This is a genomic window from Thiocapsa sp. UBA6158 (assembly GCF_002423035.1).
In the GTDB taxonomy this organism is placed as follows: domain Bacteria; phylum Pseudomonadota; class Gammaproteobacteria; order Chromatiales; family Chromatiaceae; genus Thiocapsa.
Genome location: NZ_DIUM01000040.1, coordinates 1 through 24,653 on the forward strand (window position 1 = coordinate 1; position 24,653 = coordinate 24,653).

Genomic DNA, 24,653 nt, shown 5'->3' on the forward strand with positions numbered 1-24,653 from the left:
GCGGCATGGCCGCGCCGCCCGTCGGCAGGCAATCCCTTACCGCCTCGGCCTCTGCAGCCGTGCAGAGGAGCGTCCGGACACCGGGGTCGCGAGTTTTGCAGCGACCTCGTCGCATCACTCTCGCGGTGCGAGGTGCAAGGGCACGACACCGTCGACGACCCGCCCCCGCAACCCAGGGAAAATCCCTGATGCGCTGGATGCTCGATACCGACATCTGAGTGGGTTAGGGAAGGCGTGCTCAAGCATCGATTTACCCGCCATGCAGCATGCTCAGGGCAAAACAATCTGCACGGTCTCGGAAGGCCGCAGCAGCTCGTTCGGGCGGCGGTCGAAGATGATGTCGAGATAATAGACGGCGCCTTCGAGCTCCACACGCACGGCCTGCACGCCGAGGCTGTAGACGCGCCCGTCACGCACGGCCCCGTCGATCTTGATGCGTGCCGGCTGGCCCGGTTTGAAGCGTCGCAGCGTCCCTGCGGTCACCAAGGCGCGGGCGAGCATCTGATCGTCCGGCGCGATGACGATCAGTGGCTCCTGCTGGATGGTCTTGTAGATCACCGCCCCGTTCCAGACCTTGCGCGAGACCACGATCCCGTCGAAGGGGGCACGCAGCTCGGTGTGTTCGAGTGCGACTTGGGCCGTGGCCTCGGACGCCTTCGCCGCTTCCTCCTCCGCCGTGGCGGCGAGCTGCTGAAGCTCCGCATCCTTGAGCTCTTCGATGGCGATCAAGCCGCGGTCGAACAGCTCTTGGCTGCGCACGAGATCGCGCCCGGCCTTTTCCACCTCCACACGCGCTCGGGCGACGCGTGCCTTGGCCTCCAGGAGTCTGGCTTGGGCCTCGCGCTGATCCATCCTCAAGAGTCGATCGCCTTTCACGACATGCTGACCGGCGCTGACGAGGACCTCGTCGACCACGCCGTTTTCGAGCACGCGCATCTCGACCTCATGCACCCATTCGAGCCAGCCCTTAAGCTCCTCGGCCGCAAAGGCCTCCGTGGCGAGCATGAGCGCGCCGAGGGCGATGATCCACGCCTGTTTTGTCATTGATTCTGTTCTCCGTCTGCCGCTTCGGCGAGGGACTGCCCGGCAAGGGCCTCGAGCTCAGCCCACACCAGTGCGCGGCAGAAGCTCACCCGTTGGCTCTGCTGCCGGGTCTGGGTCTGTTGACTCATGGAGTAACCCAGATCGGCGGTCACCTCCTGCTCGTAGAGTGTGCGACTTTCGTCGAGCTTCAGGTCGCGCCAGGCCAACTCGGTGCGCAGGTTGCGCTCGGCGGCGCTCAGCGCGCGTAGACGCAGCAGCAGCTCCAGCGCCTGCTGGCGGACCTCGAGCGCGATGAGATCCCGATCGGCCTGCGAGCGGCCCGCCATCAAGTCGCGCACGACCGGGGTCTCGAGCGCCTGCGCGAGGATGGTCTCCAGCGTCGGCGGGGTCTCCGGCGGCATCGTGAGTGTGGGCTGCAGCAGGTTACGCGGCAGATCGGCCGGATTGCCGAGCGCCTGTGCGAGCAGTGCGCGCGTCAACTGCTGGCTGATCTCGCTCGCGGCCCGACGGTGCAAGATCTCCTGATAGACCGACTCCAGCTCCAGGACACGCAGCGGCGAGATCTGGCCGAGCTCGTTGCGCACGGAGGCGCGGTCGAACTGGATGTAGGCAACCGCCATGGCCTCGCTTTCGGTGGAGAAGCTCAGATCGGCGAGGAGCACGTCGAAGAAGCGCTCCATGATCTCCAGGCGCTGCGCGTCTCGGGCGCTGATCAAGGGTTCGAGCGGGCGGTTACGCTCGGGGTCGGCGACGCTCGAGCTGCGAAAGGCCAGCCGCTGACAGTCCAGGTAAAGCGATTGGCGACGGGGCAGGAGATCGGCGATCTCGGGCGAGGCCGCGACCCGCGGGTGACCGGACGCGGCCTCCAGGGCTTCATCCAAACCGAGCGGGTCGGAGATCGCCGCCGCCGGGACGGTGAAGACGGCCCCGGCGAGCAGGACAAGGATTCGGCATCCGAGCGCACACCGGCGCGCCACGGTCCTCATGGGTGTGGATCCCTGCGTATCGGCATCTCGGACGTTGGCCCTGTCATGGATCGGATCCACCTCGCGCATTGTGTTGCCGGCTTACCCTCGTGGGGTGGGTGCTCGTGAGTCTGGACCTGTGCGCCCCGAACCCGTGGGCTCGGAGATTAAAGACGATTCCAGGTCGCGGCTCAAGCGATTCGCTCGGGTTTCCCGGGACGACTCGGCAGGTCTTTCGGGCAGGGTTACACTGACCAGGTGCCGCTGCACTCAACCGATCGAGGGGCATGTTCCACGCCGGCACACGGCGCTCCGCACGCACTGCATCGATGGCCGAACCCCTGACCCAACCCACCGGAATCAAGAGGATCTCACGCATGTCAGCCCTTCGAACCCTGGTCCTTCTCGGCCTGATCGGCATGGTCGTTCCGTCCTTTGCGACCGACGAGCCGCCCGCGGACGGCGCCGAGACTGCCGCGCCCGCCATCGACGCGACGCCGTGGCGGATCCTCGCCTATCGATCCGACGCTGAGACCGGCGCGGATGCCGATGCCGAGGCCGGTCTCGTCTTCATCGAGCCACGCGAGGCGCCGCCGCAACTCGCCTTCGCCGAGGGTCGTGTCTCGGGCAGCGCGGGCTGCAACAGCTTCTCGGGCGGCTACACCCTCGACGCCGATCGTCTGACGATCGACCCGCGCATGGCCATGACCATGATGGCCTGCGAGGAATCGCTGATGACCGTGGAACAGGCGATCACGGCGCATCTCGCCGCCGTGGCTGGATATCGACAGGACGGCCGGACGTTGGAGCTGCTCGATGCCGAGGGTGCCGTGCTGATCCTGCTCGACGTGCTGGCCGAGACCCCGTTGGTCGGCGTCACCTGGCGCCTGGACACCTACAACAACGGCAAGGAGGCGCTGGTCTCTGCGCTCAAGGGCTCCGAGATCACCTTGGCCTTGACCGCGGACGGTACACTCTCCGGCTCCGACGGCTGCAACCGTTACATGAGCGGCTTCACCCTCGACGAGGGTCGACTCATGATCGGACCCATCGCCACCACCCGCATGGCCTGCCGAGGTCCGCAGGCGGTTGCCGAGCAGGCTGCGGGCTATGCCGCGGCGCTCGGGATGGTAAGGGGCTATCGCATCGAGGGCGAGCAGCTCTGGCTGAAGACCGAGGACGGCGCAACCGCGGCGCGTTTCCGCGTCGTCCCCGAGGCCGCGCAGGCGACCGAGATGCGTTAAGGCCTATCAAGGCACCATGCGCTGTTGTGCCGAGCCGTGCGAGGAACAAACAACCGTCGGCGGCTGTAGAGAGCGCCCCTCTCCCGAAAATCACCTTGATCTTGGTCGGGCGGCTCCCGCGGGAGCCGCCCGACCAAGATCAAGTCCGGTTATACTCCCGATCGTCATGGGACCGACCTGAACGAGGCACGCATGCACTGCTGGGCCAGAACCGCCTTCTATCTCCTCGTCACCGTGCTCGGCATCGCGAGTATGCTCGGGGCCTGCGGTCAGAAAGGCCCGCTCTATCTTCCCGAGCCGCCCGTCGTCGAGGTGCCGGCGCCCGCAGCGGAGATCGTCTCGGATGTCCCGAGCGCCCCTGTTGCACCTTCCGAATCGCCCGCACCTCCCGACAGCCCCTAGCCGAATCGCCCCCAATCACCCCAATTCCATCAAGCCGAGAGCCTCCCGAGACCGCATGGATCACTTCAATTATCGCGACGATGTCCTCTACGCCGAGGATGTCCCGCTCGCCGACATCGCCGCGCGTTTCGGTACGCCCTGTTATGTCTATTCCCGTGCGACGCTGGAGCGCCATTGGCGCGCCTTCGACCGCGCCTTCCGCGACCATCCGCATCTGGTCTGCTTCGCCGTCAAGGCCAACTCCAATCTGGCGGTGCTCAATGTGCTGGCGCGCCTGGGCTCGGGATTCGACATCGTCTCGCTCGGCGAGCTCGAGCGCGTGCTCGCCGCCGGGGGCGACCCGGCCAAGGTGATCTTCTCCGGGGTCGGCAAGCGCGAGGACGAGATCCGCTTCGCGCTCGAGGTCGGGATCCGCTGCTTCAACGTCGAGTCCGAGTCCGAGTTGGTCCGGCTCGATCGGATCGCCGGGGAGATGGGCGTGATCGCGCCCGTGTCGCTGCGCGTGAATCCCGACGTCGATGCCCAGACCCATCCTTACATCGCCACCGGTCTGAAGGAGAACAAGTTCGGGATCGACATCCACGCGGCCGAGGAGGTCTACGTCCAGGCCGCGGCGCTGGCGAACCTGCGGGTGACCGGCATCGACTGTCATATCGGCTCGCAGCTCACGGATCTGGCCCCCTTCATCGACGCACTCGGGCGCGTGCTCACCCTCGCCGAGCGGCTCGGCGAGCTCGGCATCCCGATTGTGCATCTCGACATCGGCGGCGGACTCGGCATTCGCTACACCGAAGAGCACCCGCCGGAGCCTGCCGCTTATGCCGCGGCCATGAGCTACCAGCTCGGCGATCGCCCCTACGAGATCATGCTGGAGCCCGGCCGCGCCATCGCCGGCAATGCCGGCGTGCTGCTGACCCGGGTGGAATATCTCAAGGAGAACGGCAAGCGCCACTTCGCGATCCTGGACGCGGCGATGAACGACTTGGTGCGCCCCGCGCTCTATCAGGCCGTTCAGGACATCGTGCCGCTGATCCGCAACACCGAGGCCGAGCCGGCTCGCTACGATCTGGTCGGCCCGGTGTGCGAGACCGGGGACTTCCTCGGCAAGGGACGCCAGCTCGCCTTGCGCGAGGGCGACCTGCTCGCCGTGCGCGGCTCGGGCGCCTACGGCTTCACCATGAGTTCCAACTACAACAGCCGTCCGCGCGTGCCCGAGGTCATGGTCGACGGCGATCAAGTGCATCTGGTGCGCGAGCGCGAGACCGTCGCGAGCCTTTACGCCGGGGAGTCCGTTCTACCGTCATGATGCGCCGTCCCGAGCCCGAGTTGATGGACACGCATGAGCAAGCGCTCGCCTATGCCCAAGCGGATTTCAACGAATCCAACACGCTCTTCATCGAACTGCTGCGCCGACTCGATCCGGGTCCACTCGAGGGCGCGCGCGTACTGGATCTTGGCTGTGGGCCGGCGGACATCAGTATCCGCTTCCTGCGCGCCTGGCCCAATGCGACCTGCGATGCGCTCGACGGCTCGCAACCCATGCTCGATCTGGCGCAAGGCGCGCTCGATGCGTTGCCCGGTGTGGCCAAGCGGTGTCGACTGATCTGCGACCGGATCCCCTCCGCGGCCCTGGATCGCGGCGGCTACGACCTGATCATCTCCAACAGCCTGCTGCACCATCTGCATGACCCGCAGGTCTTGTGGCGGACCCTGATCGAGACCGGCAAGCCCGGCGCCTTGGTGCTGATCATGGACCTGATGCGCCCGGCCTCGGCCGGTTGGGTCGAGGCACTGGTGGCGACCTATGCCGACGGCGAGCCGAAGGTCTTGCGCGATGACTTCCGCAACTCGCTCTTCGCCGCCTTCGAGCCGGTGGAGGTCGCCGAGCAGCTGGCCGCCGCGGGGCTCGACGGGCTCGAGGTCGGCGTCGTCAGCGACCGCCATCTGGCTGTCTCGGGACGCCTGCCCGGGTGAGTGACGGGATGCGACTCGCCTTCAGCAAGATGCAGGGCCTGGGCAACGACTTCGTCGTCCTGGATGCCACCGAGCACCCCATCGCGATCGACCCCGCACTCGCCCGCCGGCTCGCCGATCGGCGCTTCGGGATCGGCTGCGATCAGATCCTGCTCGTGGAGCCCCCGCGCCTGCCCGACACTGAGTTCTACTACCGCATCTTCAACGCCGACGGCTCCGAGGTGGAGCAGTGCGGGAACGGTGCGCGCTGTTTTGCCCGCTTCGTGCGCGACCGGGGCCTGACCGAGCACGACGAGATCCCGGTCGGAACCGCCGCCGGTCCGATTCGACTCTATCTGGAGGACGGCGGTCAGGTCCGTGTCGACATGGGCGCGCCGGAATTCGAGCCCGAGCGGATTCCCTTTCTGGCGGATCGGCAAGCGCTCACCTATAACCTGGATGTCGCGGGCGAGTCGCTGGTCATCGGCGCGGTCTCGATGGGAAACCCGCACGCCGTCACCCTCGTGGAGGATCTGGACAGCGCTGCGGTCGCACGCATCGGCCCCTTGGTCGAAGCACACCCGCGCTTCACGCAACGGGTCAATGTCGGTTTTATGCAGATCCTCGCCCGCGATCATCTGCGCCTGCGTGTCTACGAGCGCGGCGCCGGCGAGACCTTGGCCTGCGGCACCGGCGCCTGCGCGGCCATGGTCCACGCCCGACAATGCGACCTGGTGGACTCGCGGGTTCGGGTGAGCCTGCCCGGCGGCGATCTTCTGATCGCGTGGAATGCGCCCGGCGAGTCCGTCTGGATGACCGGACCGGCCGTGCAGGTCTTCGACGGCGAGATCACTCTATGAGAAGCCTCGGCGGGTCCGACCGCGTCCACGACACCCAACAGACCGGCGCAGGGAGGTATCGCGCATGACTCCCATCGAACCCGCGCCCGTCGCGACCGAAGACCCGGATCTCGAATCCAGGGTCATCGACTATCTCCTGAGCGATCCGAGCTTCTTCGCCCGCAATCCAAAGGTCCTGGCGGCGCTCGAGATCCCGCACGACTCGGGGGCTGCGGTCTCTCTGATCGAGCAGCAGGTCCGCCTCCTGCGCAAGCAGCTGGAGGCCGAGCGCCACCGCCTCACGCACCTCATCTCGCGGGCGCGCGAGTACGAGGCGCTCTCGGGCCGGCTCCATCATCTCGTGCTGAAGCTCATCGCCGCGCAGGATTCGCAGCAGATCTGTGCCCTGCTCAAGGATGCGCTCCTGACCGAGTTCTCGGCCGAGGCGATGGCGCTCAAGCTCTTCCAGACCGATGAGGAAAGCTGCGCCCGAGCAGAGCCGTTGACGCTGGCGTTTCGCGACTTCGTCGATCGCCACCATGCCTTGTGCGGTCCGCTGAACGCCGAGAAGGCGCAGATCCTCTTCGGCGAGGCGGGGGCCGAGATCCGATCGGCCGCGCTGCTGCCGCTCCGTGCGGACGGCCATGCCGGCGTGCTGGCGATCGGCAGCCACGACGGCGAGCGCTTTCGCCCGGACATGGGCACCGAGCTGCTCGACCGGCTCGGCGAGATCCTCGGACAAAAGCTGCGCATCGTGCCGCTCGGGCAGTGCGACGAGACGACCTAAATCGCGTTCGGAGCGATATGCATCGTTGTTGGATTGGATCCGCCTCGGCCGGATCCTTCAACGTCGGTGGTAACGCGATTTAGGATGATGAAAAAATTAGAACTTTAAACCGTGTCCCCGCCGAAGCTCGCGTCTTTAACTCACCACTCACCACTCACCACTAAGACATGAGTACATCGGGTGACATGATCGAATCCTTCCTCGGCCATCTCGCCCATGAGCGACGGCTGTCCGAGCAGACCCTGATCGCTTACCGCCGAGATCTCGAGCGGCTGGATGCCTGGCTGAGCAAGACCGAATCACTCGCCATCGAGCAGCTCGACGAGCAGGCCGTGCGCCAGTATCTCGCCTGGCGGAACCGTTGCGGCGCCTCCGGAAAGACCCTGCAGCGCGAGCTCTCCAGCCTGCGCAGTCTCTATCGCTGGCTGCTGCGCGAAGGTCTGGCCGGATCCAATCCGGCGGTCGGGGTGCGGGCACCTAAGAGCCCGCGCCGATTGCCGGCGACACTCGACGCCGATCAGCTATGCAGCCTGCTGGACCATCCGGTCGACGATGATCTGCTCACGATCCGCGATCAAGCCATGATCGAGCTGTTCTACTCCTCCGGCCTGCGGCTTGCCGAGCTGGTCTCGGTCAACGTCGGCGACATCGACATGGTCGAGGGCGAGCTCGGCGTGCTGGGCAAGGGATCCAAGACCCGGCGCGTGCCGGTGGGCATCAAGGCCCGCGAAGCCATCCAACGCTGGATGCGAGTACGCGCCAACCTGGCCGCGGGCGGGGAGCCCGCGCTCTTCGTCAGCAGCCGCGGGACGCGGATCAACCCGCGCACGGTCGAGGTACGCATCGCACGCTGGGCCCGCTTGCAAGGCGCAACGCGCGACCTGCATCCACATCTGCTGCGTCACAGCTTCGCCACCCATGTGCTGGAATCATCTGGCGATCTGCGCGCGGTTCAGGAGCTGCTCGGCCACTCCGATATCGGCACCACCCAGATCTACACCCATCTCGACTTCCAGCATCTCGCACAGGTCTACGACCAGGCCCACCCGCGCGCGAGGAAGAAGACTCCCGGGTCGGAGTGACGTCGCCTGGCAAGCTTCGGACCCGGGAGGGCCGATCTCACGCTAGGCGTAATCAACGACCGCCTTCAGGCTTATCAACCGCGCTGACCCGACACCATGCTGCTCTCGCCCAAATATCGCTTTCTCTTCGTCCACATCGCCAAGACCGGCGGGACCAGCGTACGCGCCGCCTTGGAAGGGCTGCGCTGGCGCGACCCTTGGTACTGGTCCATGTTTCTGTGCAGCCGTCTGAGCCATCTCAGCGGGCACCGCATCGCCACCAAGCTGCCGCGCCACGCCAAGGCGATCGCCGCCAAGGAGATGCTGCCCAAGGAGGTCTTCGACGGGCTGTTCAAGTTCGCTTTCGTGCGCAACCCCTGGGACCTCCAGGTCAGCTCGTTTCACCATATCCGGCGCGAGCGTCCGCAATACCTCGGCGGCCACACCGAGTTCGAGCCCTTCCTGCGCTGGAAGCTCGACCCCGAGCGGCCCTACCAGTATCACGTCGACACCTCGATCGAGCTGCAGAGCGACTACCTCATCGACCTGCACGGCGGCGTGATCGTCGACTTCATCGGTCGCTACGAGCGTCTGCACGAGGACTTCGCGATCGCGTGCGAGCGTATCGGCATCCCCGCGCCGGCACTGCCGCATGCGCGCAAGGCCACCGATCGGAGCAAGGACTATCGCGGTTATTACACGGATGCGACCGCCGAGCTGGTCGCGAGACACTTCGCCTCGGATGTCGAGCTGCTCGGCTACCGATTCGATCCTGACGCTTCAAAAACGAAGTGTACCGATACGTGAACCCCATCAGCCGTTGGGCAGAGCGCAGCGTGCCTGACGGTCTCCTGTGCTGCCGGCGCTGGCTCATTAGAGCGGCCACCAAAACGTTCCGGAGCTCGTGACACCCCTCCGCGGTGTCACGCATGCCCCGTGGCGCTCTGCATCACCTGACGATGGCCGGAGCGACTCAGTCTCTGGGCACCAAATCCCGATAGGCATACCAGGTCGCATGCCCTACCAAGGGAACGGCGATGAAGAGCCCGACATAGAAGGTCAGAAGTCCGATCCCCACGATCCCGACCAGCAGCACCGCCCAAAGCAGCATAGGCAACCAATTCAGCGCCACCGCGCGGACGCTGGTGCGCATTGCGGTGAATCCGTCGATCGGGCGGTCGATGAGCATCGGCACCGAGATGGCGCTGATGCAGAAGGCGCAGATGGCGAAGAAGGCACCGACCAGGATCACCGCGAGCATGAGCCCCGTGTACTCGCCCGAGAGTACGACGACCGGAATAAAGCGGGAAAACGGCGGAAAGGGGTCGTTGAACATCATGATGAAGAGAAACACGGATGCCAGGATCCAGAGCTGCATCGTCATCAGGAGGAACCCCATCGCGATCCCCAACTGCCCCTGATTGCGCTTGAACGCCTCCAATGCCTGACAGTGATCCACCGGCTCCCCGCGCTCCAGGTGCGCGCTCATCTGATAGAGCCCGATCGCCAAGAACGGGGCCATCAGGAAGAAGCCTGCGGTCAGGAAAGGGATCAAAAAGGTCAAGTGCCCGATGACCGTGAGCCAGACGATCAGACCGCTGAGCAGTACGATCATGGCGCCGTATCTCAGACTATGTATAGGTGCTGCCTTGATGTCCTGCCAACCTTTGGCAAGCCATTGCCAGGGGTGATCCAGGGTAATCTTGTTGACGCGAGGATCTACGTGGCGCGGTTCGTCCGCGACGGCGGTGTTGTCCATCCTGATTCCTCCGATCTTGTTATGGAAACCGGCGAGGGGGGGCTGCCCGGATCTGCAGTATCGGCCGACCTGCAGGCCGAAACTCCTTGAGTGGCCGAGCAACACGACCCCAAGCGAAGGCTGAGTGAGGGGCTAAGATTCTACAAGGTTGCCGCAAAAGGCAAGTCGGTTGAGCGCGGGGCCGGTGCGAAGGCCGACATTCCGTCGGAACCGCCTCGAGCGCATCCCGAGATTCTCGCATCCGACCCGCTGTGAGTCTGACTATCGATGGCTTGTCCAACCCATTTGCACTTCGCACGAAGCGGGACGAGACCGCGAGCCCACGGGGCAGAGGATTACGTCATTCCGGAGGCAATTTAAGCGGACAATATCGATGGGATATCGGGCGGTTACCCGATGCAGGCCCCGGATCCCGCCGGGTGCTGCGCTGCATCAAGACAGCGCTTGGTTTAGACTCCGTCCCATCCAGAACAGGCGACTCGAATCGGAGCACACACGCACATGTCCACCGCACCCGCACCTTACCGACACATCGACGAGGGTATCTATTGCCTCGAGACCGGCCTCTACCGGCACGGTCTCGCCGCCTGCTACCTGGTGCGTTCCGCGGACCGGCTTGCCTTCATCGACACGGGCGCCGCCAACTCCGTCCCGGGTTTGCTCGGCGTGATCGCCGACCTGGGCCTGACCCCGGAGCATGTGGACTTCGTCGTCCCGACCCATGTCCACCTCGACCACGGCGGCGGAGCCGGCACCTTGATGGCGGCGTGCCCCAACGCCCGCCTGGTGATCCATCCCAAGGGCGCGACCCACATGATCGACCCGAGCCGCCTCACTGCCGGCTCCACGGCGGTCTACGGCGAGGACGCCTTTGCCCGTGACTTCGGCGCACTCACACCCGTGCCCGAGGAGCGGATCATCATCGCGAACGACGGCGACACCTTCGATCTCGCCGACCGCACCCTGATCTTCCTCGACACGCCCGGCCACGCCAATCACCACGGCTGCATTTACGACGAGACCAGCCGCGGCTTCTTCACCGGCGACACCTTCGGCATCTCCTACCGCGAATTCGACACCGCCGCCGGCCCCTGGCTGTTCGCCCCGACCACCCCGGTCGCCTTCGATCCCGACACCTGGCTCGCCAGCCTCGACAAGCTCATGGCCTACACGCCACAGGCCATGTATCTCACCCACTACGGCCGAGTCCAACACCCGGAAGAACTGGTCAACGACCTGCGCGCCAGCATCCGCGCCCTCGCCGACATCGCGCTCGCCGAGGAGGGAAAGGCTGATTCGGACCGGGAGTCCCGCATCAAGAGCGCTGTCCGTGCCTATCTGGTCGCCGGCGCTCGCGCTCACGGTGTCGCGCTGTCGGACGACGCCATCGCCGAGCTGCTGAGCTTGGATACGGAGCTGAATGCGCAAGGGCTGGAGGTCTGGTTGAAGCGGCGCGAGAGGTCGCGATAGTTGCGATACACCCCCGACCGATCGGTCGGGCGATATATCCGAGCTCATCCCGTTGCAGCAGCTCATCACCGAGAAGGACAGCCGGGGATGCTCAACCCAAGGCGATCTCCCGGGTGGCCGCAGCCACCCGGAGGAGGTTCAGCGCCGAGACAAAGTCGAAGCGGTGCACCGCATCGGCGATCCGCGGAAAGTGATTCGGAAAAGCCGAGGCCAGTAGCCGCTCCTGCTCCGAGAGCAACTGCCCGACGGTGAAGTCGTCGCCAGCGAGCCTTCCTGCGAGATCCCGACAGACCGAGCTCAGCAGCACCGGATCGGCGCAAGACGGCGAGGACTCGAGCACGCATCCCCGGAGCACTCGGGGCCTGATTGCATCGACGAGGGAATCGAGCTGCCGACCGGTTTCGGCCAATCGCGTGGCAAGCGTATCGATGGGCGGCTGATCACGGAGCTCCAGCTCGAGTCGAGCAGCCGAGCGGGAGAGGGTCGTGGCGCCGATCTGCGCCGCCACACCTTTGAGGGTATGGGCGAGACGTCGTGCCGTGGACCAGTCGGCAGCCTCGAGCGCCGTCGCGATCCGGGCACCCAAGTCGGCTTGGGTGCGGACGAAGGTCTCGAGCAGAGACAGGTATAGGGCTTCCCTGCCGAGCGATTGGCGCAGGCCGCGTGCAACATCCAGCGCCGGGATCTCTCGCAGAGCGGCAATCTCCGCGCTCGAAGCTGGTTCCGAGCCCATCGCCGGGGCCAGGGTGTCGGCGTCGCGCAGGGGCCGCGCGACGGACGGGATGTCGTCACGCCGTCGGATCCAATGCTTGAGGGTTCTCGCCAGGATCCCGGGGTCAATCGGTTTGGGGACGTGGTCACTCATGCCGGCCTCGAGACACCGTTCGCGGTCGCCGGGCATGGAATTGGCGGTCATCGCCACGATGGGAAGCTCGGCTAACCCGGGGAGCTTGCGGATCTCGCGTGTGGCCGTCAGCCCGTCCATACCGGGCATCTGCACGTCCATCAAGACCAAGTCGTACTGGCCGGAGCGCAACTTGTCGAGCGCGACGAGGCCGTTTTCGGCGACATCGACATCGACGACATCAAGCTCGCGAAGCAGCTCCAGTGCCACCTCCTGGTTGATCAGGTTGTCCTCTGCAAGGAGAACGCGGGCACCCGCGACCGCATGTACGGCGCTCGCCGTTTCCGCACGTTGCGGTGACTCGGTCTGCGTTTCGACGTGCTCCGCCCCCAGGATCTGCATCAAGCTGTCGAACAACAGCGACGGGTTCACCGGTTTGATCAAAACATCCGTAATGCCGGCCTCCGCGGCGGACGCGATCAACTCGTCTCGGCCATGGGCCGTGATCATCAGCAGATGTGGCGGATCATCCAGTGTGACGCGACGAATCTCCCAGGCCGTGGCGAGCCCGTCCATGCCCGGCATCTGCCAGTCGATCAGGACGATGCGATAGGGCGTACTATCGGTCCGCGCCTGCATGACCTTGGCGACTGCGGCGGCACCCGAGGCAACCGCATCGACCGCAAAGGTCATACTTCGCAGCAGGTGACGGAGCACCTCGCGCGCATTATCGTTGTCATCCACCACCAGGACGCGCAGACCACGCAGATCGGGTTTCGGGATCAAGACACGTGACGGATCCCGTCCGACGCACAGCTTGACGGTGAACCAGAAGGTAGAGCCTTTGCCCGGTGTGCTCTCTACACCGATTTCGCCGCCCATCAGTTCGGCGAGGCGCCGGGAGATCGTCAGCCCCAAGCCGGTGCCCCCGTATTTGCGGGCTGTCGAGCTATCGGCTTGCAGGAAACTCTCGAACAGCCGCGGCTGCAGATCCTCGGCGATCCCGATTCCGGTGTCGCTCACCTCGAAGCGCAGCCGAATCTCGGATGTCGTCGACTCTGCAACCTTGACCTGGATCTTGATCTCGCCTCGCTCGGTGAACTTCACCGCGTTATTGGCGAAATTGGTCAGGATCTGGCTTAGGCGCAGCGGATCGCCGATCAGTCGGCGTGGAGCCGACTCCTCGACCTCGACAATCAGCTCCAAGTCCTTCGCCGCCGCCTGCGCGGCCACCAGATTGGCCACATTGTGCAGCAGGCTCTCGAGCTCGAAGTCGATGTGCTCGACCAGCAGCTTGCCCGCTTCGATCTTGGAAAAGTCCAGCACCTCGTTGATGATTCCCAGCAGATGCTGGCTCGATCCCTGGATCTTGGTGAGATAGTCGCGCTGCCGCGGCGTGAGGTCGGTCTTGAGCGCCAGGTAGGTCAGACCGATGACGGCGTTCATGGGCGTGCGGATTTCGTGACTCATGTTGGCGAGAAAGTCCGTTTTCAGCCGCGCAGCCTCTTCCGCAAGCCTCTTGGCGTCACGCATTTGCTCGACGGCGGCATGCTCGGCGGTGATGTCGTCGATGACCCACACGATCCCTTTGGTGCGGTCGTCGACATCCACCGCGTTGCCGGTCAGCCGCGCCCAGAAGAGACTGCCGTCCCTGCGCATGAGTTGTTGCTCCCGCCGATGGATCCGCCCGCTCAGGATCTCCAGGTCGGCATCGCCGAGGGCGATGGCGGCGGACCCCTGCGGACACAGGATGGCAGCACCCTGGCCGACCATCGCGCCGAGCGGCCATCCGCATAGCTCATGCAACCTCCGGTTGCATCGCTTCAGGGTGCGGTCGGTGATGAGCGCGATCCCGGAGGTTGCCGTCTCGAAGAGCGCCTTCTGCTCCTCCAAGGCCGCCGAGAGGTCCGCGGTGCGCCGAGCGACCTCCAATTCCAGCCGATCCCGAGCGGCCTCGCTGTCCTTGCGGGCCGCGTCGACCTCGTCCAAGGCGAGCCGTAGCTGCTCGGTCTTGGCGTCCACGCGGCGGCGCAACGTCCAGGTCCAGACCAGAAGTGCTCCCCAGGCCAGTAGAAGTGTGCCCACCACCAGACCCGCATTGCGGAGGTAGTCGACGTAGGGGATCGGTTGCCCCATCCAGGCTTGCTGCAGCGCATCTCTTTCCTCGGGCGTGATGGCCGCCATGCCGCGCTCGACGAGATCCAAGATGTCGGTGTTGCCCTTGCGTACGGCGCGATGGAACTCTCCCCGATAGAGATCGAAGGCCTTGCGAAAGGCCCTCTGCGCCTTGAGCCGATACATGTAGTAGTTGGCCGGGTATTCATCGAGACAGAAGAGTTTGATGTCCTCGGCGATGGCCGCCCGGATCAGCGTCGTGTAATCGGGGTAGAGATGCAGATTCGTGATGCCTGCCCGAAGCAAGTGATCGACACATGCATCGCCGTCCATGACGCCGACCTCGAAGCCGCGCAAGGCATCGACATCCTTGATCCCGCGGATGGCGTCATGGCTGTAGATCGCCACCGGCAGGGTCGCGTAAGGCGCGCTGAAATCGTAGCTGGGTTCACGCTCCGGGGTGCGGTAGATGTTCTCGATGACGTCGGCATCGCCCCGCAGGAGCCTGCGTTGGGCCTCGGCCCAGCCCGCGACCTCGATCCGGACCGGGACGCCGGTCTTGGTCTCCCAGAGCCGCCAGAGGTCGACCAGATAACCCGCGGGTTTACCGTCCTGGTCGCGAAACAGATAGGGCGGGTAATTCTCGTCGCCGACGACCCGCAACACCACCTGATCGGGCTCGGCCGCGCGCACGGAGGCGCCCCCAAGCGGGAGCCAAAACCACATCCAGGCCAAAGCGAGCGCAAGGACCCCGGGCTTCACCGAGCAAGCGGCATGGAGATTCATACGCCTATTCTCAGGGTGGTTCCGGCAGGTGCGGACCGAGCACGCCGTCCAACTGATCCGCGTTGTCTCGGAAGGGCTTGATCGCGGCCATGTCCTCCTCGGCAAGCAGCCCTCGAGCCGGCGTGTCAGTCGAGAAGCGTGCGCAGTAGGTCAAGGTAGCGGTCCGAGCGAGAACCGGCGAATCGCAGGCCTGATTCATAACCCAAACCCTCGATGTCGGCGAGGCCGCGGGGCAGATCCGCAAACCCCGAGTCCGAAGCTCGACGCGCGAGCGCCTACTGAGCAGCCTGCTCGGCCGGGCGATCGGCCCTGCCCTCTGCCGGCGCGCCAAGCTCCCGGGATCCAGGTCGCCTGCCGGAAGCCGACGCAAAGCCGCCTCCAGGCTCGGCCAGCGCCGGGGCCAGACCCGGATACGCACGAGGGCAAAGATCAGGAGTCAGAGCGCCGACGCAGTAAGCACGTCGACGAGGAGCTGAACGGTCAGGTGCGCTCACCTAGCCTGCGCCGGCGGCTATACGCCGTGCAAGGCATCCGGGTAACGCGCCGCGATTTCCGCGAAGCGCTCGCGACAGGCCAGATACGCGTCCACGATCGCGGGATCGAAATGGCTCCCGGACCCGTCGCGGATGATTTGGGTCACCTCGTCCAAGGCGATCGGTGGTTTGTAGACGCGACGACTCATCAAGGCATCGAAGACGTCGGCCAAGGCCATCAGTCGCGCCGATACCGGGATCGCGTCGCCGGCAAGCCCCGAGGGATAGCCCGAGCCGTCCCATTTTTCGTGGTGGCCGAGCGCGATCTCGCTCGCGATCCGCAGAAAGGTAAAGGCTTCCGGGGCTCGGTCGGCCTCGAGGTCACCCGCCTCCGTGACGGCTTGCTCCATCGCCGTCTCGATCGCGCAAGCGCCGATGGCCGCGTGTGTTCGCATGATCTCCATCTCGTCGGCAGTGAGCGGCCCGGGCTTGAGCAGGATCGCATCCGGGATGCCGACCTTGCCGATATCGTGAAGAGGCGCCGCCTTGACCGTCAGCTCCAGACGCGATCCTGCCAGCGCCTCTTTAAAGCGCGCCTGATCGGCGAGGTGACGGGCCAGGATTTCGACGTAGAGCTGCGTGCGGATGATGTGCTGCCCGGTTTCCTTGTCGCGCACCTCGGCCAGGTTGGCAAGGGCGCGGATGCTGAGATCCTGAATCAGCAGGTTGTCTCGCATACGGCGCGCAACTTCCGCCTCCAGCCAGGAATTTTCGGCCGCCAGCCGATCGCGGGCTTCTTTGAGCTCGAGCTGGGTCCGCACCCTCGCCAGTGTCACGACCGGATTGATAGGCTTGGTGATGTAATCCACCGCACCGAGAGAAAGTCCCAGCTCCTCGCTCTCGGCGGCGTCCATCGCGGTAATGAAGATCACCGGGATGCTCGCGGTCGCAGTGTCGGCGCGAAGTCGCTTGAGCACTTCGTAACCGTCGATTCCCGGCATCATCACATCCAGGAGGATGAGGTCGGGCGAGGGCGGCGAGCTCGCCGCGCGCAGGGCACCCTCGCCCGAATTCGCAACCCGTACCCGGTAGAACGGCTGCAACAGCTCGCCGAGAACGCTGAGGTTCTGAGGCGTATCGTCGACAATCAGGATGGTGCGTAAAAGCGCGGTGCCCGACGGCGTCGGCGATGGCGCCACGTCGGGTCCTTGACGGAAAGGGTCCGTAAGCATCTGATGATTCCTCTACGGATGGCAGGCCGAGGTGCCTGTTCGCCCACTCGCTGCAACGGAATCAACTCTGCGTGACCCGAAATCCTCACTGCCGAGGCGACCCGAAGTGCGAGAGCCGGATGGAATGGCCGTCAGAGGTCAGCGAGATTAAAAATGTTCCCAACGCCCCCGTTCGAGAACTGTAAAGCAATATTTTTTAAACACAAGGGTTCAAACTCAACCGCGTCCCCGCGAAGGGCCGTGGATGCACCAAACGCCGAGCTCTCTCGCAAGTGAGCATCTCACTCCGGACGCGGTTTCACCTGTTCACCCAACCAGGAGCCCTGCATGCCGACCCCGATCGTCCTCGCCACCCTAAACGCGCGCTATGCGCATGCCTCGCTGGCGTTGCGGTATTTGCGGGCGAATCTGGGGCCGCTGCGCGAGGTCAGCAGGCTGTGCGAGTTTGTGCTGGGCGCGGCTCCCGAGGAGGTCGTCGCGCAGGTGCTGGCCGAACGACCGCGGATCGTGGGGTTGTCGGTCTATATCTGGAACGTCGAGCCCTTGACGCGGGTTGTCGCCTTGCTCAAGGAGACGGCTCCGGGTGTGGTGATCGTGCTCGGTGGCCCGGAGGTGAGTCACGAGGTCGAGTNNGACTATGTGGTGACGGGTTGGGGCGAGGTGACCTTCGCACGGTTGGCGGGCGCGATCCTGCACGGGCAGCGCCCCGCGGCGAAAGTACAGGCGGGTAAGCAGCCGCCTCTGGAGAGGATCCGCTTTCCCTATGATGAGTTCTCGGACGAGGATCTGCGGCGGCGAAACCTGTATGTCGAGGCCTCGCGCGGCTGTCCGTTCAAGTGTGCCTTCTGTCTGTCAGCGCTGGATCGGACCGCGTGGCCGTTTCCGCTCGAACCGCTGATCGCGGAGCTGGAGCGCCTGTACGCGCGCGGTGCTCGACGCTTCAAGTTCGTCGACCGGACCTTCAATCTCAAGATGGATCACGCCTCGACGATCCTGGGATTTTTTCTGGACCGCATCCGGGAGCGCCCGGACGACCTGCCCTTTCTTCACTTCGAGCTGGTCCCGGATCATCTGCCGGAGCAGCTGAAGGGGATGCTCGCGGCGTTTCCGGCGGGCACGCTGCAGTTGGAAATCGGCGTGCAGACCTTCAATCCCGAGGTGCAGGCGCTGATCTCGCGGCGTCAGAACGATGTGCAGGCCGAGGCCAATCTGCGCTGGCTGCATGCCGAAACGACGGCCCATCTGCACGCCGATCTGATCATCGGCCTGCCGGGCGAGGATCCGGCCTCGTTCGGGGCCGGCTTCGATCGGTTGACGGGAATTGGTCCGCATGAGATCCAGGTCGGGACCCTCAAGCGGCTGCGCGGTGCGCCGGTCTGTCGGCATGCCGAGCGGTTCGGGCTCGTGTTCAGCCCGGATCCGCCCTACAGCCTGATCGCGAGCGATCGCATCGACCGGGCGACCATGCAGCGGCTGACGCGGTTCGCACGCTATTGGGATCTGGTGGGCAACTCGGGGCGCTTCGGTCGCACCCTGCCGCTCCTGCTGGGCGATACGCCCTTCGAACGCTTCCTCGCCTGGTCAGACTGGTTTTACGCGGACTCGGGCAGGACACACGGCATCCCGCTCGAGCATCTGTACGAGGGCCTGCACGCCTGGCTGTCGCTGCAGGGGACGGCGGAGTCGGCCACCGAGGCGTTGCGAAGCGACTATGCCGCGTGCGGTGCGCGTGGACGCCTGTCGTTCGACCCGACGCGGCGGATCCCGCCGCCGTCGCCGAAGGTCGAGGGAACGCTGCCGACGCGCCAGGCGCGTCATCTCAAACCTCGGACGCGTTCCAGTTGTTGAAGGCGAGGAGCCAGGAAGAGATGCCCGGATTCGCGGCGCCTTCGGCCTGCAGGTTCTCGCCGATCTCGATCATCAGCTCGCGAAACGCGCGGACCTCATGGCACCAGAGTGCCTTGCTCAGACCGGGATTATCGGCCATGGTCTCGGCCGCCAGCGAGCCGGCACCGGCCCACCAGTCGTTGGCGTCGAGACGGTGCCGCACGCGCTCGGGCGCCTCCGGGAAGAGGGTGATCAGATCCGTAACCTCCGCGGCCCGCGGGTGCCCGATGCGGGCGAGCAGCTCGGCGAGGTGGGTCAGAGCGGACAGAAGTCGGGCATCGGGTGCGCGCATGATGGTGTGGTTTTCGCGATGAATGAGCCTGAAGAGCAATCGTCGGTTGGCGCGCGTTGTGCCGACGGCAGGAAGCGCGACATCCGCCGCTGGTGACTTGTGCCTCGCTCTCGCTCGGCACTGACTAGGGGGCGTGAAAACAGCGGTTGACCATCGCCCGGATGTCTTCGGCCTTGCCTTCGATATCCGTGACCAGTGCGCATTGGATCCCCGCCTTGCGGAGGTTCTCGCCCGGCTCAGCAACCTTGAAATAACAATCCCCTTCGAGGTGGTCGGTCAGGAATCGCAGGCCGAGCTCGAAGGGCATGAGGCGGATCGCCTCCGGGATCAGGGCGATCTCCTCCGCGCTCAGCCAATCGCGCGTCTGCTCGGCATAGGCGTGGAGGATCGGCTCGGCGACGGCGAGATCGAACGCTACGCGGTTGCGCCCGTCCGCGGATTCGCCGCTGCGATTGCAGCATGAGCGCAGACAGTCACCGATGTCGTGCAGGATGAGGCCGGGTTGCAGTGTGTCGAGGTCGATCAGGGCGAGTGCACGCCGGCTGTCGCGATCGAACAGGATGTTGTCGAGCTTGGGGTCGCCGTGGATGATGCGCACGGGGATCTCGCCGTGGTCGCGCGCATCGGCGAGCCGGGTCGCGAGCGCTTGGCGGTCGAGCGCGAACCGGACGCAGGTCTCGACCTCCGAGTCGTTGCGGGCGCCCTCGATCCGCTCCAGAACCGAAAGAAAGCGCGCGACATAGGCCGGCGTGTCGTGGAATCCGGGTAGTGTGACGCTCAGTGCCTCGGCGGACAGCGATTGCAGCAAGGTATGGAAGCGACCGAGGAGCTTGCCGACCTCGCGGGCCTGTTCGGGATCCTCGATGCCGGGCAGGCCGACGGCATCCTCGATCAGCGTCATGAGACGCCAGACGCCGCCGTCCGACGCGCGCAGACCCGCCTCGCCCCCACGGGTGGCGATCAACGCCGGAACCCTGAATCCGAGATCGGGCTGCTGCCGTGCCGCTCGATCGAGCGCCCGGATATTGGACATGATCCGCAACGGATCCGGAAAGACCGCGCCGTTGATGCGCTGGAGCACATAGCGCTTGCCGCCGGCCGCAATGCGAAAGGTATCGTTGATCAGCCCGCGCCCGTATGGCTCGATCGCCTCGACCGGCGAGGCGATCTCGAACGCCTCGACGATGCTCCCGAGCGATACGTGCGTCGGCGCCTGTCGCGCCCCTTCAAGCTCTGCGCGCAGCATCTCAGTAGGACCGCCGCACGTCCAGGACATCCGGAATCTGCTGCAGCTTCGCCAGGATCTTCTCGAGATGCGCCATATTCTTGACCTCCAGCGTGAAGCGCATCGCCGCCGTGTCCGTGGAGCGCTCCGAGTGGGTGTTGACGCCGAGCACGTCCACGTCGTCGTCGGAGAGCACCGAGGAGACATCGCGCAGCAGACCTTTACGATCCGCGGCGATCACCAGCACGTCCACCGAATAGCCGGCATCGGCGGGTTGATCCGCCCAACGCACCTCGATGAGGCGCTCGGCCTCCGCGGGCGGCAGGTTCTTGAGGTTGCCGCAGTCCTTGCGATGAACGGTGACGCCGCGACCCCGGGTGACGAAACCGATGACGGGGTCGTAGGGGACAGGTTTGCAGCAAGGGGCGAGATGGGTCATGAGATCGTCGACGCCCTCAACCACGACATCGCTGGCACCCTCCACGCGCGGCTTGTGCGGTTGGCGGAGCCTGGGCTCGATCTCCTTGATCTCCTCGGTCTTGCGCTCCCCGACTTGGCGCGCGACCTGTCCGACCGATAGATCCCCGCGCCCGATCGCGGCCAGCAGATCCTCCCCGCGCTTGAAGTTGAAGCGGATCGCGAGCTCTTCCAGGTTGGGCTTCTCCGCGATGCCCAGTCGGCCGAGTTCGCGCTCCAGCGTGACGCGGCCGCCTTGCAGATGCTGATCGTGATCGAGCTGCTTGAACCATTGGCGCACCCGGTTGCGGGCGCGCGCGGTGGTCAGATAGCCGTGATGCGGGCTCAACCAATCGCGGCTGGGCGAGGCGTTCTTCTGGGTCAGGATCTCGACGGTCTCGCCGCTGCGCAGCTCGTAGTTGAGTGGGACGATCCGCCCGTTGATGCGTGCGCCGCGGCAGCGATTGCCGACCTCCGAGTGGATGGCGTAGGCAAAGTCGAGTGCGGTGGAGCCCTTGGGCAGCTCGATGACCTTGGATTGCGGGGTCAGCACATAGATGTGGATCGGCTCGAACTCGGCCTTGAAGCGTTCGAGGAAGCCGCCGGTCTCGTCGCCTTCGTTTTTCAGCTCCAGCCAGTTGCGCATCCAGATGACGCGCCGCTGGAACTCGGCATCATGCCCCTTGGCCTCCTTGTAGGCCCAGTGGGCGGCGACACCGAATTCGGCATGCTGGTGCATTTCATGGGTACGGATCTGCACCTCGAGAGGCTTGTCCTGCGGCCCAACCACGGCGGTGTGGAGCGACCGATACATGTTGCCCTTGGGCGTGGCGATATAGTCGTCGAACTCCTTGGGGATGTGCTTCCAGAGTCCATGCACGAGCCCGAGCGCGGCGTAGCAATCCGCGACCGAACCGACCAGGATGCGCACCGCACGCAGGTCGAAGATCTCGGCGATTTCGACATCCTTGCGCTGCATCTTGCGCCAGATGCTGTAGATGTGTTTCGGGCGGCCGGTGATCTCGGCTTGGATGCCGGCCTCGCCGAACTTCTCGTAGAGGGTCTGGATGACCGTCGCAATGTAGTCTTCGCGCTCCTTGCGGCGCTCGGCCAAGAGCTTGGCGATGCGTTTGTACTCATCGGGCTTGAGATAGCGCAGGCTCAGATCTTCGAGTTCCCACTTGACCTGCCAGATGCCCAAACGGTTGGCGAGCGGGGCATAGATGCGCTGGGTGTCGCGCGCGATCTTGACGCGGCGCTCCGGTTCCAGGTCCTTGATGGCACGCATCAGGTGGACGCGCTCGGCGAGCACGACCAACACCACCCGTACGTCCTCGGCGATGCCCAGCAGCAGGCGGCGCAGGTTTTCCTCATGCTCGTCCTGATCCTTGGCGGCGATGATGGCGTCGATGTTGGCGATCTGGCCGATACGGGCGAGATCTCCGACCATCCGCGCAATCCCCGGGCCGAAGCGCTCCTCGAGCTGCGCCTCGGTGAGGTCACCCTGATCCAGACAGCCGTTGAGTAAGGCTGCGATCAGGGTCTCGAAGTCCATCCGCAGACGCACCAGGATGTCGGCGGTGGAGAGCACGTGACGCACGTGGGTCTCGCCCGTCTCGATACGCCGGTCGCCGCGGCAACGGGTCAGCGCCGCGCAGGCGCCGGCGATCTGCTTGAGCTCCTCGGTCGTATAATGGCTCGCCAACCCGTCGAGCCAGTGACGGATCGCCTCGTCGTCGTTGCCATGCGAGTCGGGGAGGTTATAGGTGGGTTTGACCATGAGGGCGAAGCGACTCCTGGTGGCAGCGGTCGGTCTGGGGTGTTTGACCCTAAAATCCCGGACTTTGAGACGCACAGGCGCAATGGGCGCCAAGAACACCCGCGCTGGATTTTTGACGCAGACGCGAGGAGACGCCCGCTCCAAGGATCCGACGCGTTGATTTACCGGCCTTGTGCCGCGAGGTCCCTAGCGCAGTCAATCCGTCAACAGATGACTCGTCAGTCCGTCCGCCAGCTTCGGCTCGAACCAGGTCGACTTCGGCGGCATCACCTCGCCGGCATCGGCCACGGCCATGAGGTCTTCCATCCGGGTCGGATGGAGCGCAAAGGCAACGGCCATTTCCCCGGAATCGACCCGCTCGGACAGCGCCTCCAGGCCGCGGATACCGCCGACGAAGTCGATCCGGTCATCGCGCCGCGGGTCCTGAATGCCGAGGATCGGGCCGATCAGGTTGTCCTGCAGCAGGCTCACATCGAGCCGCCCGACCGGGTCGTCGTAGGGGATCCGCCCCGGATCCAGAACCAGCCGATACCAGTGACCGGCAAGGTACATCCCGAATTCGCCGGGACGCTCGGGACTCACAGGTCCCGGCCCCCCCTCGATCTGGAAGGCGACTGCGAGTCGCTGCATGAGGGACTCGACGCTGTGACCGTGCAGGTCTTTGACCACTCGGTTGTAGTCCAGGATCCGCATCTGATCGTGCGGGAAGATCACGGCGAGCATGAAATTGTAGGGCTCGGCCCCGGTATGACCGGGATTCGCGGCACGGCGCATGGCGGCGACGCGCGAGGCCGCGGCGCAGCGGTGGTGGCCGTCGGCGATATAGAGTGCGTCCAGGCCCTCGAAGGCGGCGGTCAGCTCGGCGACCGGCGCCGCGTCCATGATCGGCCAAAGCTCGTGCCGAATCCCGTCCGGCGCGGTGACGTCCGTCTCGGCCGTGCCGCCGTGGAGAGCGCTAGCGAGACCGGCGAGCAGGGCATCGATGTCCGGTCGCGCCCGGCAGGCGAGCAAGACGGGTCCGGTCTGAGCGTTCAGTGCATCGATCTGGCGCACCCGGTCGTCCTCCTTGACGGGACGGGTGAGCTCATGGCGCTTGATCCGATCCCGGTCGTAGGCGTCGATCGAGGCGGCGGCCACCAGACCGATCTGGCGATGCGCGCCCATCGTCAGACGATAGAGGTAGTAACCGGGCGACGCGTCGCGCACCAACAGGCCCTCGCCCAGCATCCGATCGAGATTCTCGCGTGCCTTGGCATAGACCGGCGGGCTGTAGGGATCGATGCCCTCGGGCAGATCGACCTCGGGGCGCGAGATGTGCAGAAAGCTCCAAGGGCGCCCTTCGACCATCCGACGCGCCTCCGCAGCACTCATCACGTCGTAGGGCGGGGCGGCCACGTCCGCGGCATGCGCGGGGGCCGGCCGGAGCGCCGCGAAAGGTTTGATCAGGGGCATGGAGACTCACCGTCGGTGGCGTCGAGACTGAATGGATGGCGTTCGGAACGTCGGTGTCCGCGCTCCAATGGTATCAGCTCGGATCGCGCTTCGGCCAAATCCGACGTGTCGAACCGCCGCGCGACCTGCAGACCCGCGAGCCGTGCGAAGTCGAGTCGGGCGGGTCGAGGCCGGACGCGAGGGCGAAAAGCTGCTCTATACTCATGCGGATCCTGCACCCACGAATCAGAATCGACAGCATGGCCGACAACAACTACCTCAAGGACCTGATCTTGCTGCGCAACGATCCGTCGAAGGTCGCACGCGTTCGCGAAGCCGCGGAGCGCGGAGAGATGGACGCCCAGTATGCGATGGGCCTCATCTATGCCGAGGGGCGGGGGGTCGAGATCGATCTCGCCCGCGCGCATTTTTGGTTGTCGCTGGCCATCGCCCAAGGCGACACGGATGCCGATCTGTTGCGCAACATCATCGGCAGCCAGATGACCGATGCCGAGTTCGACGCGGCCAAAGAGCTGGCAGTCGCACATCGTGCAACCCACCCGGCCCCCGCATCGCAGCATTGAACCTAAAAAGAGCAGTTGGCGCCC

Annotated in this window: 21 protein-coding genes; 11 read left to right on the forward strand and 10 right to left on the reverse strand. The window is 65.3% G+C overall.

Annotation, left to right across the window (positions count from 1 at the left end; genetic code table 11):
* Positions 1-270 precede the first annotated feature (270 nt).
* On the reverse strand, positions 271-1,044 hold the full coding sequence (locus B4N44_RS06160; protein WP_296698078.1) for an efflux RND transporter periplasmic adaptor subunit: 774 nt from the start codon (positions 1,042-1,044) through the stop codon (positions 271-273).
* Positions 1,041-2,030, reverse strand: a complete 990-nt coding sequence (locus tag B4N44_RS06165; RefSeq protein ID WP_296698080.1) for a TolC family protein — start codon at positions 2,028-2,030, stop codon at positions 1,041-1,043. The genes B4N44_RS06160 and B4N44_RS06165 overlap by 4 nt, the downstream gene beginning before the upstream one ends.
* A 356-nt stretch (positions 2,031-2,386) precedes the next feature.
* Here B4N44_RS06165 and B4N44_RS06170 point away from each other — a divergent pair, with 356 nt between their 5' ends.
* From B4N44_RS06170 to B4N44_RS06205, 8 genes are all read left to right on the forward strand, one after another.
* On the forward strand, positions 2,387-3,253 hold the full coding sequence (locus B4N44_RS06170; RefSeq protein ID WP_296698082.1) for an META domain-containing protein: 867 nt from the start codon (positions 2,387-2,389) through the stop codon (positions 3,251-3,253).
* A 192-nt stretch (positions 3,254-3,445) separates the two neighbouring features.
* A complete protein-coding gene (lptM, locus tag B4N44_RS06175) occupies positions 3,446-3,655 on the forward strand; it encodes an LPS translocon maturation chaperone LptM (RefSeq protein ID WP_296698085.1) in 210 nt (69 codons plus the stop codon).
* Between the two features lie 55 nt (positions 3,656-3,710).
* A complete protein-coding gene (gene lysA / locus B4N44_RS06180; RefSeq protein ID WP_296698088.1) occupies positions 3,711-4,961 on the forward strand; it encodes a diaminopimelate decarboxylase in 1,251 nt (416 codons plus the stop codon).
* A complete protein-coding gene (locus B4N44_RS06185) occupies positions 4,958-5,629 on the forward strand; it encodes a class I SAM-dependent methyltransferase (RefSeq protein WP_296698091.1) in 672 nt (223 codons plus the stop codon). Before lysA ends, B4N44_RS06185 begins: the two co-directional genes overlap by 4 nt.
* Positions 5,630-5,637: 8 nt before the next feature.
* Entirely contained in the window at positions 5,638-6,468 is an 831-nt protein-coding gene (gene dapF, locus B4N44_RS06190; RefSeq protein WP_296698093.1) for a diaminopimelate epimerase, read from the forward strand.
* A gap of 64 nt (positions 6,469-6,532) precedes the next feature.
* Positions 6,533-7,234 carry a DUF484 family protein gene (locus B4N44_RS06195; RefSeq protein ID WP_296698096.1) on the forward strand — a complete coding sequence of 234 codons (702 nt, stop codon included), beginning with the start codon at positions 6,533-6,535 and terminating at the stop codon, positions 7,232-7,234.
* 167 nt (positions 7,235-7,401) lie between these two features.
* Positions 7,402-8,316, forward strand: coding sequence for a tyrosine recombinase XerC (gene xerC / locus B4N44_RS06200; protein ID WP_296698099.1), 915 nt, complete (start codon positions 7,402-7,404; stop codon positions 8,314-8,316).
* Positions 8,317-8,412: 96 nt separating this feature from the next.
* Positions 8,413-9,102, forward strand: a complete 690-nt coding sequence (locus B4N44_RS06205; RefSeq protein WP_296698102.1) for a sulfotransferase family 2 domain-containing protein — start codon at positions 8,413-8,415, stop codon at positions 9,100-9,102.
* Between the two features lie 166 nt (positions 9,103-9,268).
* Here B4N44_RS06205 and B4N44_RS06210 read toward each other — a convergent pair whose 3' ends face one another.
* Positions 9,269-10,054, reverse strand: coding sequence for a DUF2189 domain-containing protein (locus B4N44_RS06210; protein WP_296698105.1), 786 nt, complete (start codon positions 10,052-10,054; stop codon positions 9,269-9,271).
* Positions 10,055-10,555: 501 nt separating this feature from the next.
* Between B4N44_RS06210 and B4N44_RS06215 the strand changes: the two genes are divergently transcribed.
* Positions 10,556-11,524, forward strand: a complete 969-nt coding sequence (locus B4N44_RS06215) for an MBL fold metallo-hydrolase (protein WP_296698108.1) — start codon at positions 10,556-10,558, stop codon at positions 11,522-11,524.
* Positions 11,525-11,615: 91 nt separating this feature from the next.
* On the opposite strand, the gene B4N44_RS06220 is transcribed toward B4N44_RS06215, so the two are convergent.
* From B4N44_RS06220 to B4N44_RS06230, 3 genes are all read right to left on the reverse strand, one after another.
* Positions 11,616-15,269, reverse strand: coding sequence for a response regulator (locus B4N44_RS06220; RefSeq protein ID WP_296698111.1), 3,654 nt, complete (start codon positions 15,267-15,269; stop codon positions 11,616-11,618).
* Between the two features lie 10 nt (positions 15,270-15,279).
* Positions 15,280-15,468 (reverse strand): hypothetical protein, encoded by a 189-nt coding sequence (locus B4N44_RS06225; RefSeq protein ID WP_296698114.1) that lies wholly within the window; start codon positions 15,466-15,468, stop codon positions 15,280-15,282.
* 312 nt (positions 15,469-15,780) lie between these two features.
* The gene (locus B4N44_RS06230) at positions 15,781-16,974 is read right to left on the reverse strand and encodes a response regulator (protein ID WP_296698115.1); all 1,194 of its coding nucleotides are present in this window, start codon (positions 16,972-16,974) and stop codon (positions 15,781-15,783) included.
* Positions 16,975-17,301: 327 nt separating this feature from the next.
* Between B4N44_RS06230 and B4N44_RS06235 the strand changes: the two genes are divergently transcribed.
* Positions 17,302-18,822, forward strand: a complete 1,521-nt coding sequence (locus B4N44_RS06235; protein WP_296698118.1) for a B12-binding domain-containing radical SAM protein — start codon at positions 17,302-17,304, stop codon at positions 18,820-18,822.
* Here B4N44_RS06235 and B4N44_RS06240 read toward each other — a convergent pair.
* The 4 genes from B4N44_RS06240 to B4N44_RS06255 form a co-directional block, all read right to left on the reverse strand.
* Positions 18,794-19,153: a hypothetical protein gene (locus B4N44_RS06240; RefSeq protein ID WP_296698121.1), complete on the reverse strand. Its 360-nt coding sequence runs from the start codon at positions 19,151-19,153 to the stop codon at positions 18,794-18,796. The genes B4N44_RS06235 and B4N44_RS06240 overlap by 29 nt on opposite strands.
* Before the next feature lie 124 nt (positions 19,154-19,277).
* Entirely contained in the window at positions 19,278-20,399 is a 1,122-nt protein-coding gene (locus B4N44_RS06245) for a phosphotransferase enzyme family protein (protein WP_296698124.1), read from the reverse strand.
* A 1-nt stretch (position 20,400) separates the two neighbouring features.
* Positions 20,401-22,614, reverse strand: coding sequence for a GTP diphosphokinase (relA, locus tag B4N44_RS06250; protein ID WP_296698127.1), 2,214 nt, complete (start codon positions 22,612-22,614; stop codon positions 20,401-20,403).
* 195 nt (positions 22,615-22,809) lie between these two features.
* Entirely contained in the window at positions 22,810-24,066 is a 1,257-nt protein-coding gene (locus B4N44_RS06255; RefSeq protein WP_296698130.1) for a DUF1015 domain-containing protein, read from the reverse strand.
* 239 nt (positions 24,067-24,305) lie between these two features.
* On the opposite strand from B4N44_RS06255, the gene B4N44_RS06260 reads away from it, so the two are divergent.
* Complete coding sequence (locus B4N44_RS06260; RefSeq protein ID WP_296698132.1) at positions 24,306-24,629, forward strand: sel1 repeat family protein; 324 nt, start codon at positions 24,306-24,308, stop codon at positions 24,627-24,629.
* Positions 24,630-24,653: the final 24 nt, after the last annotated feature.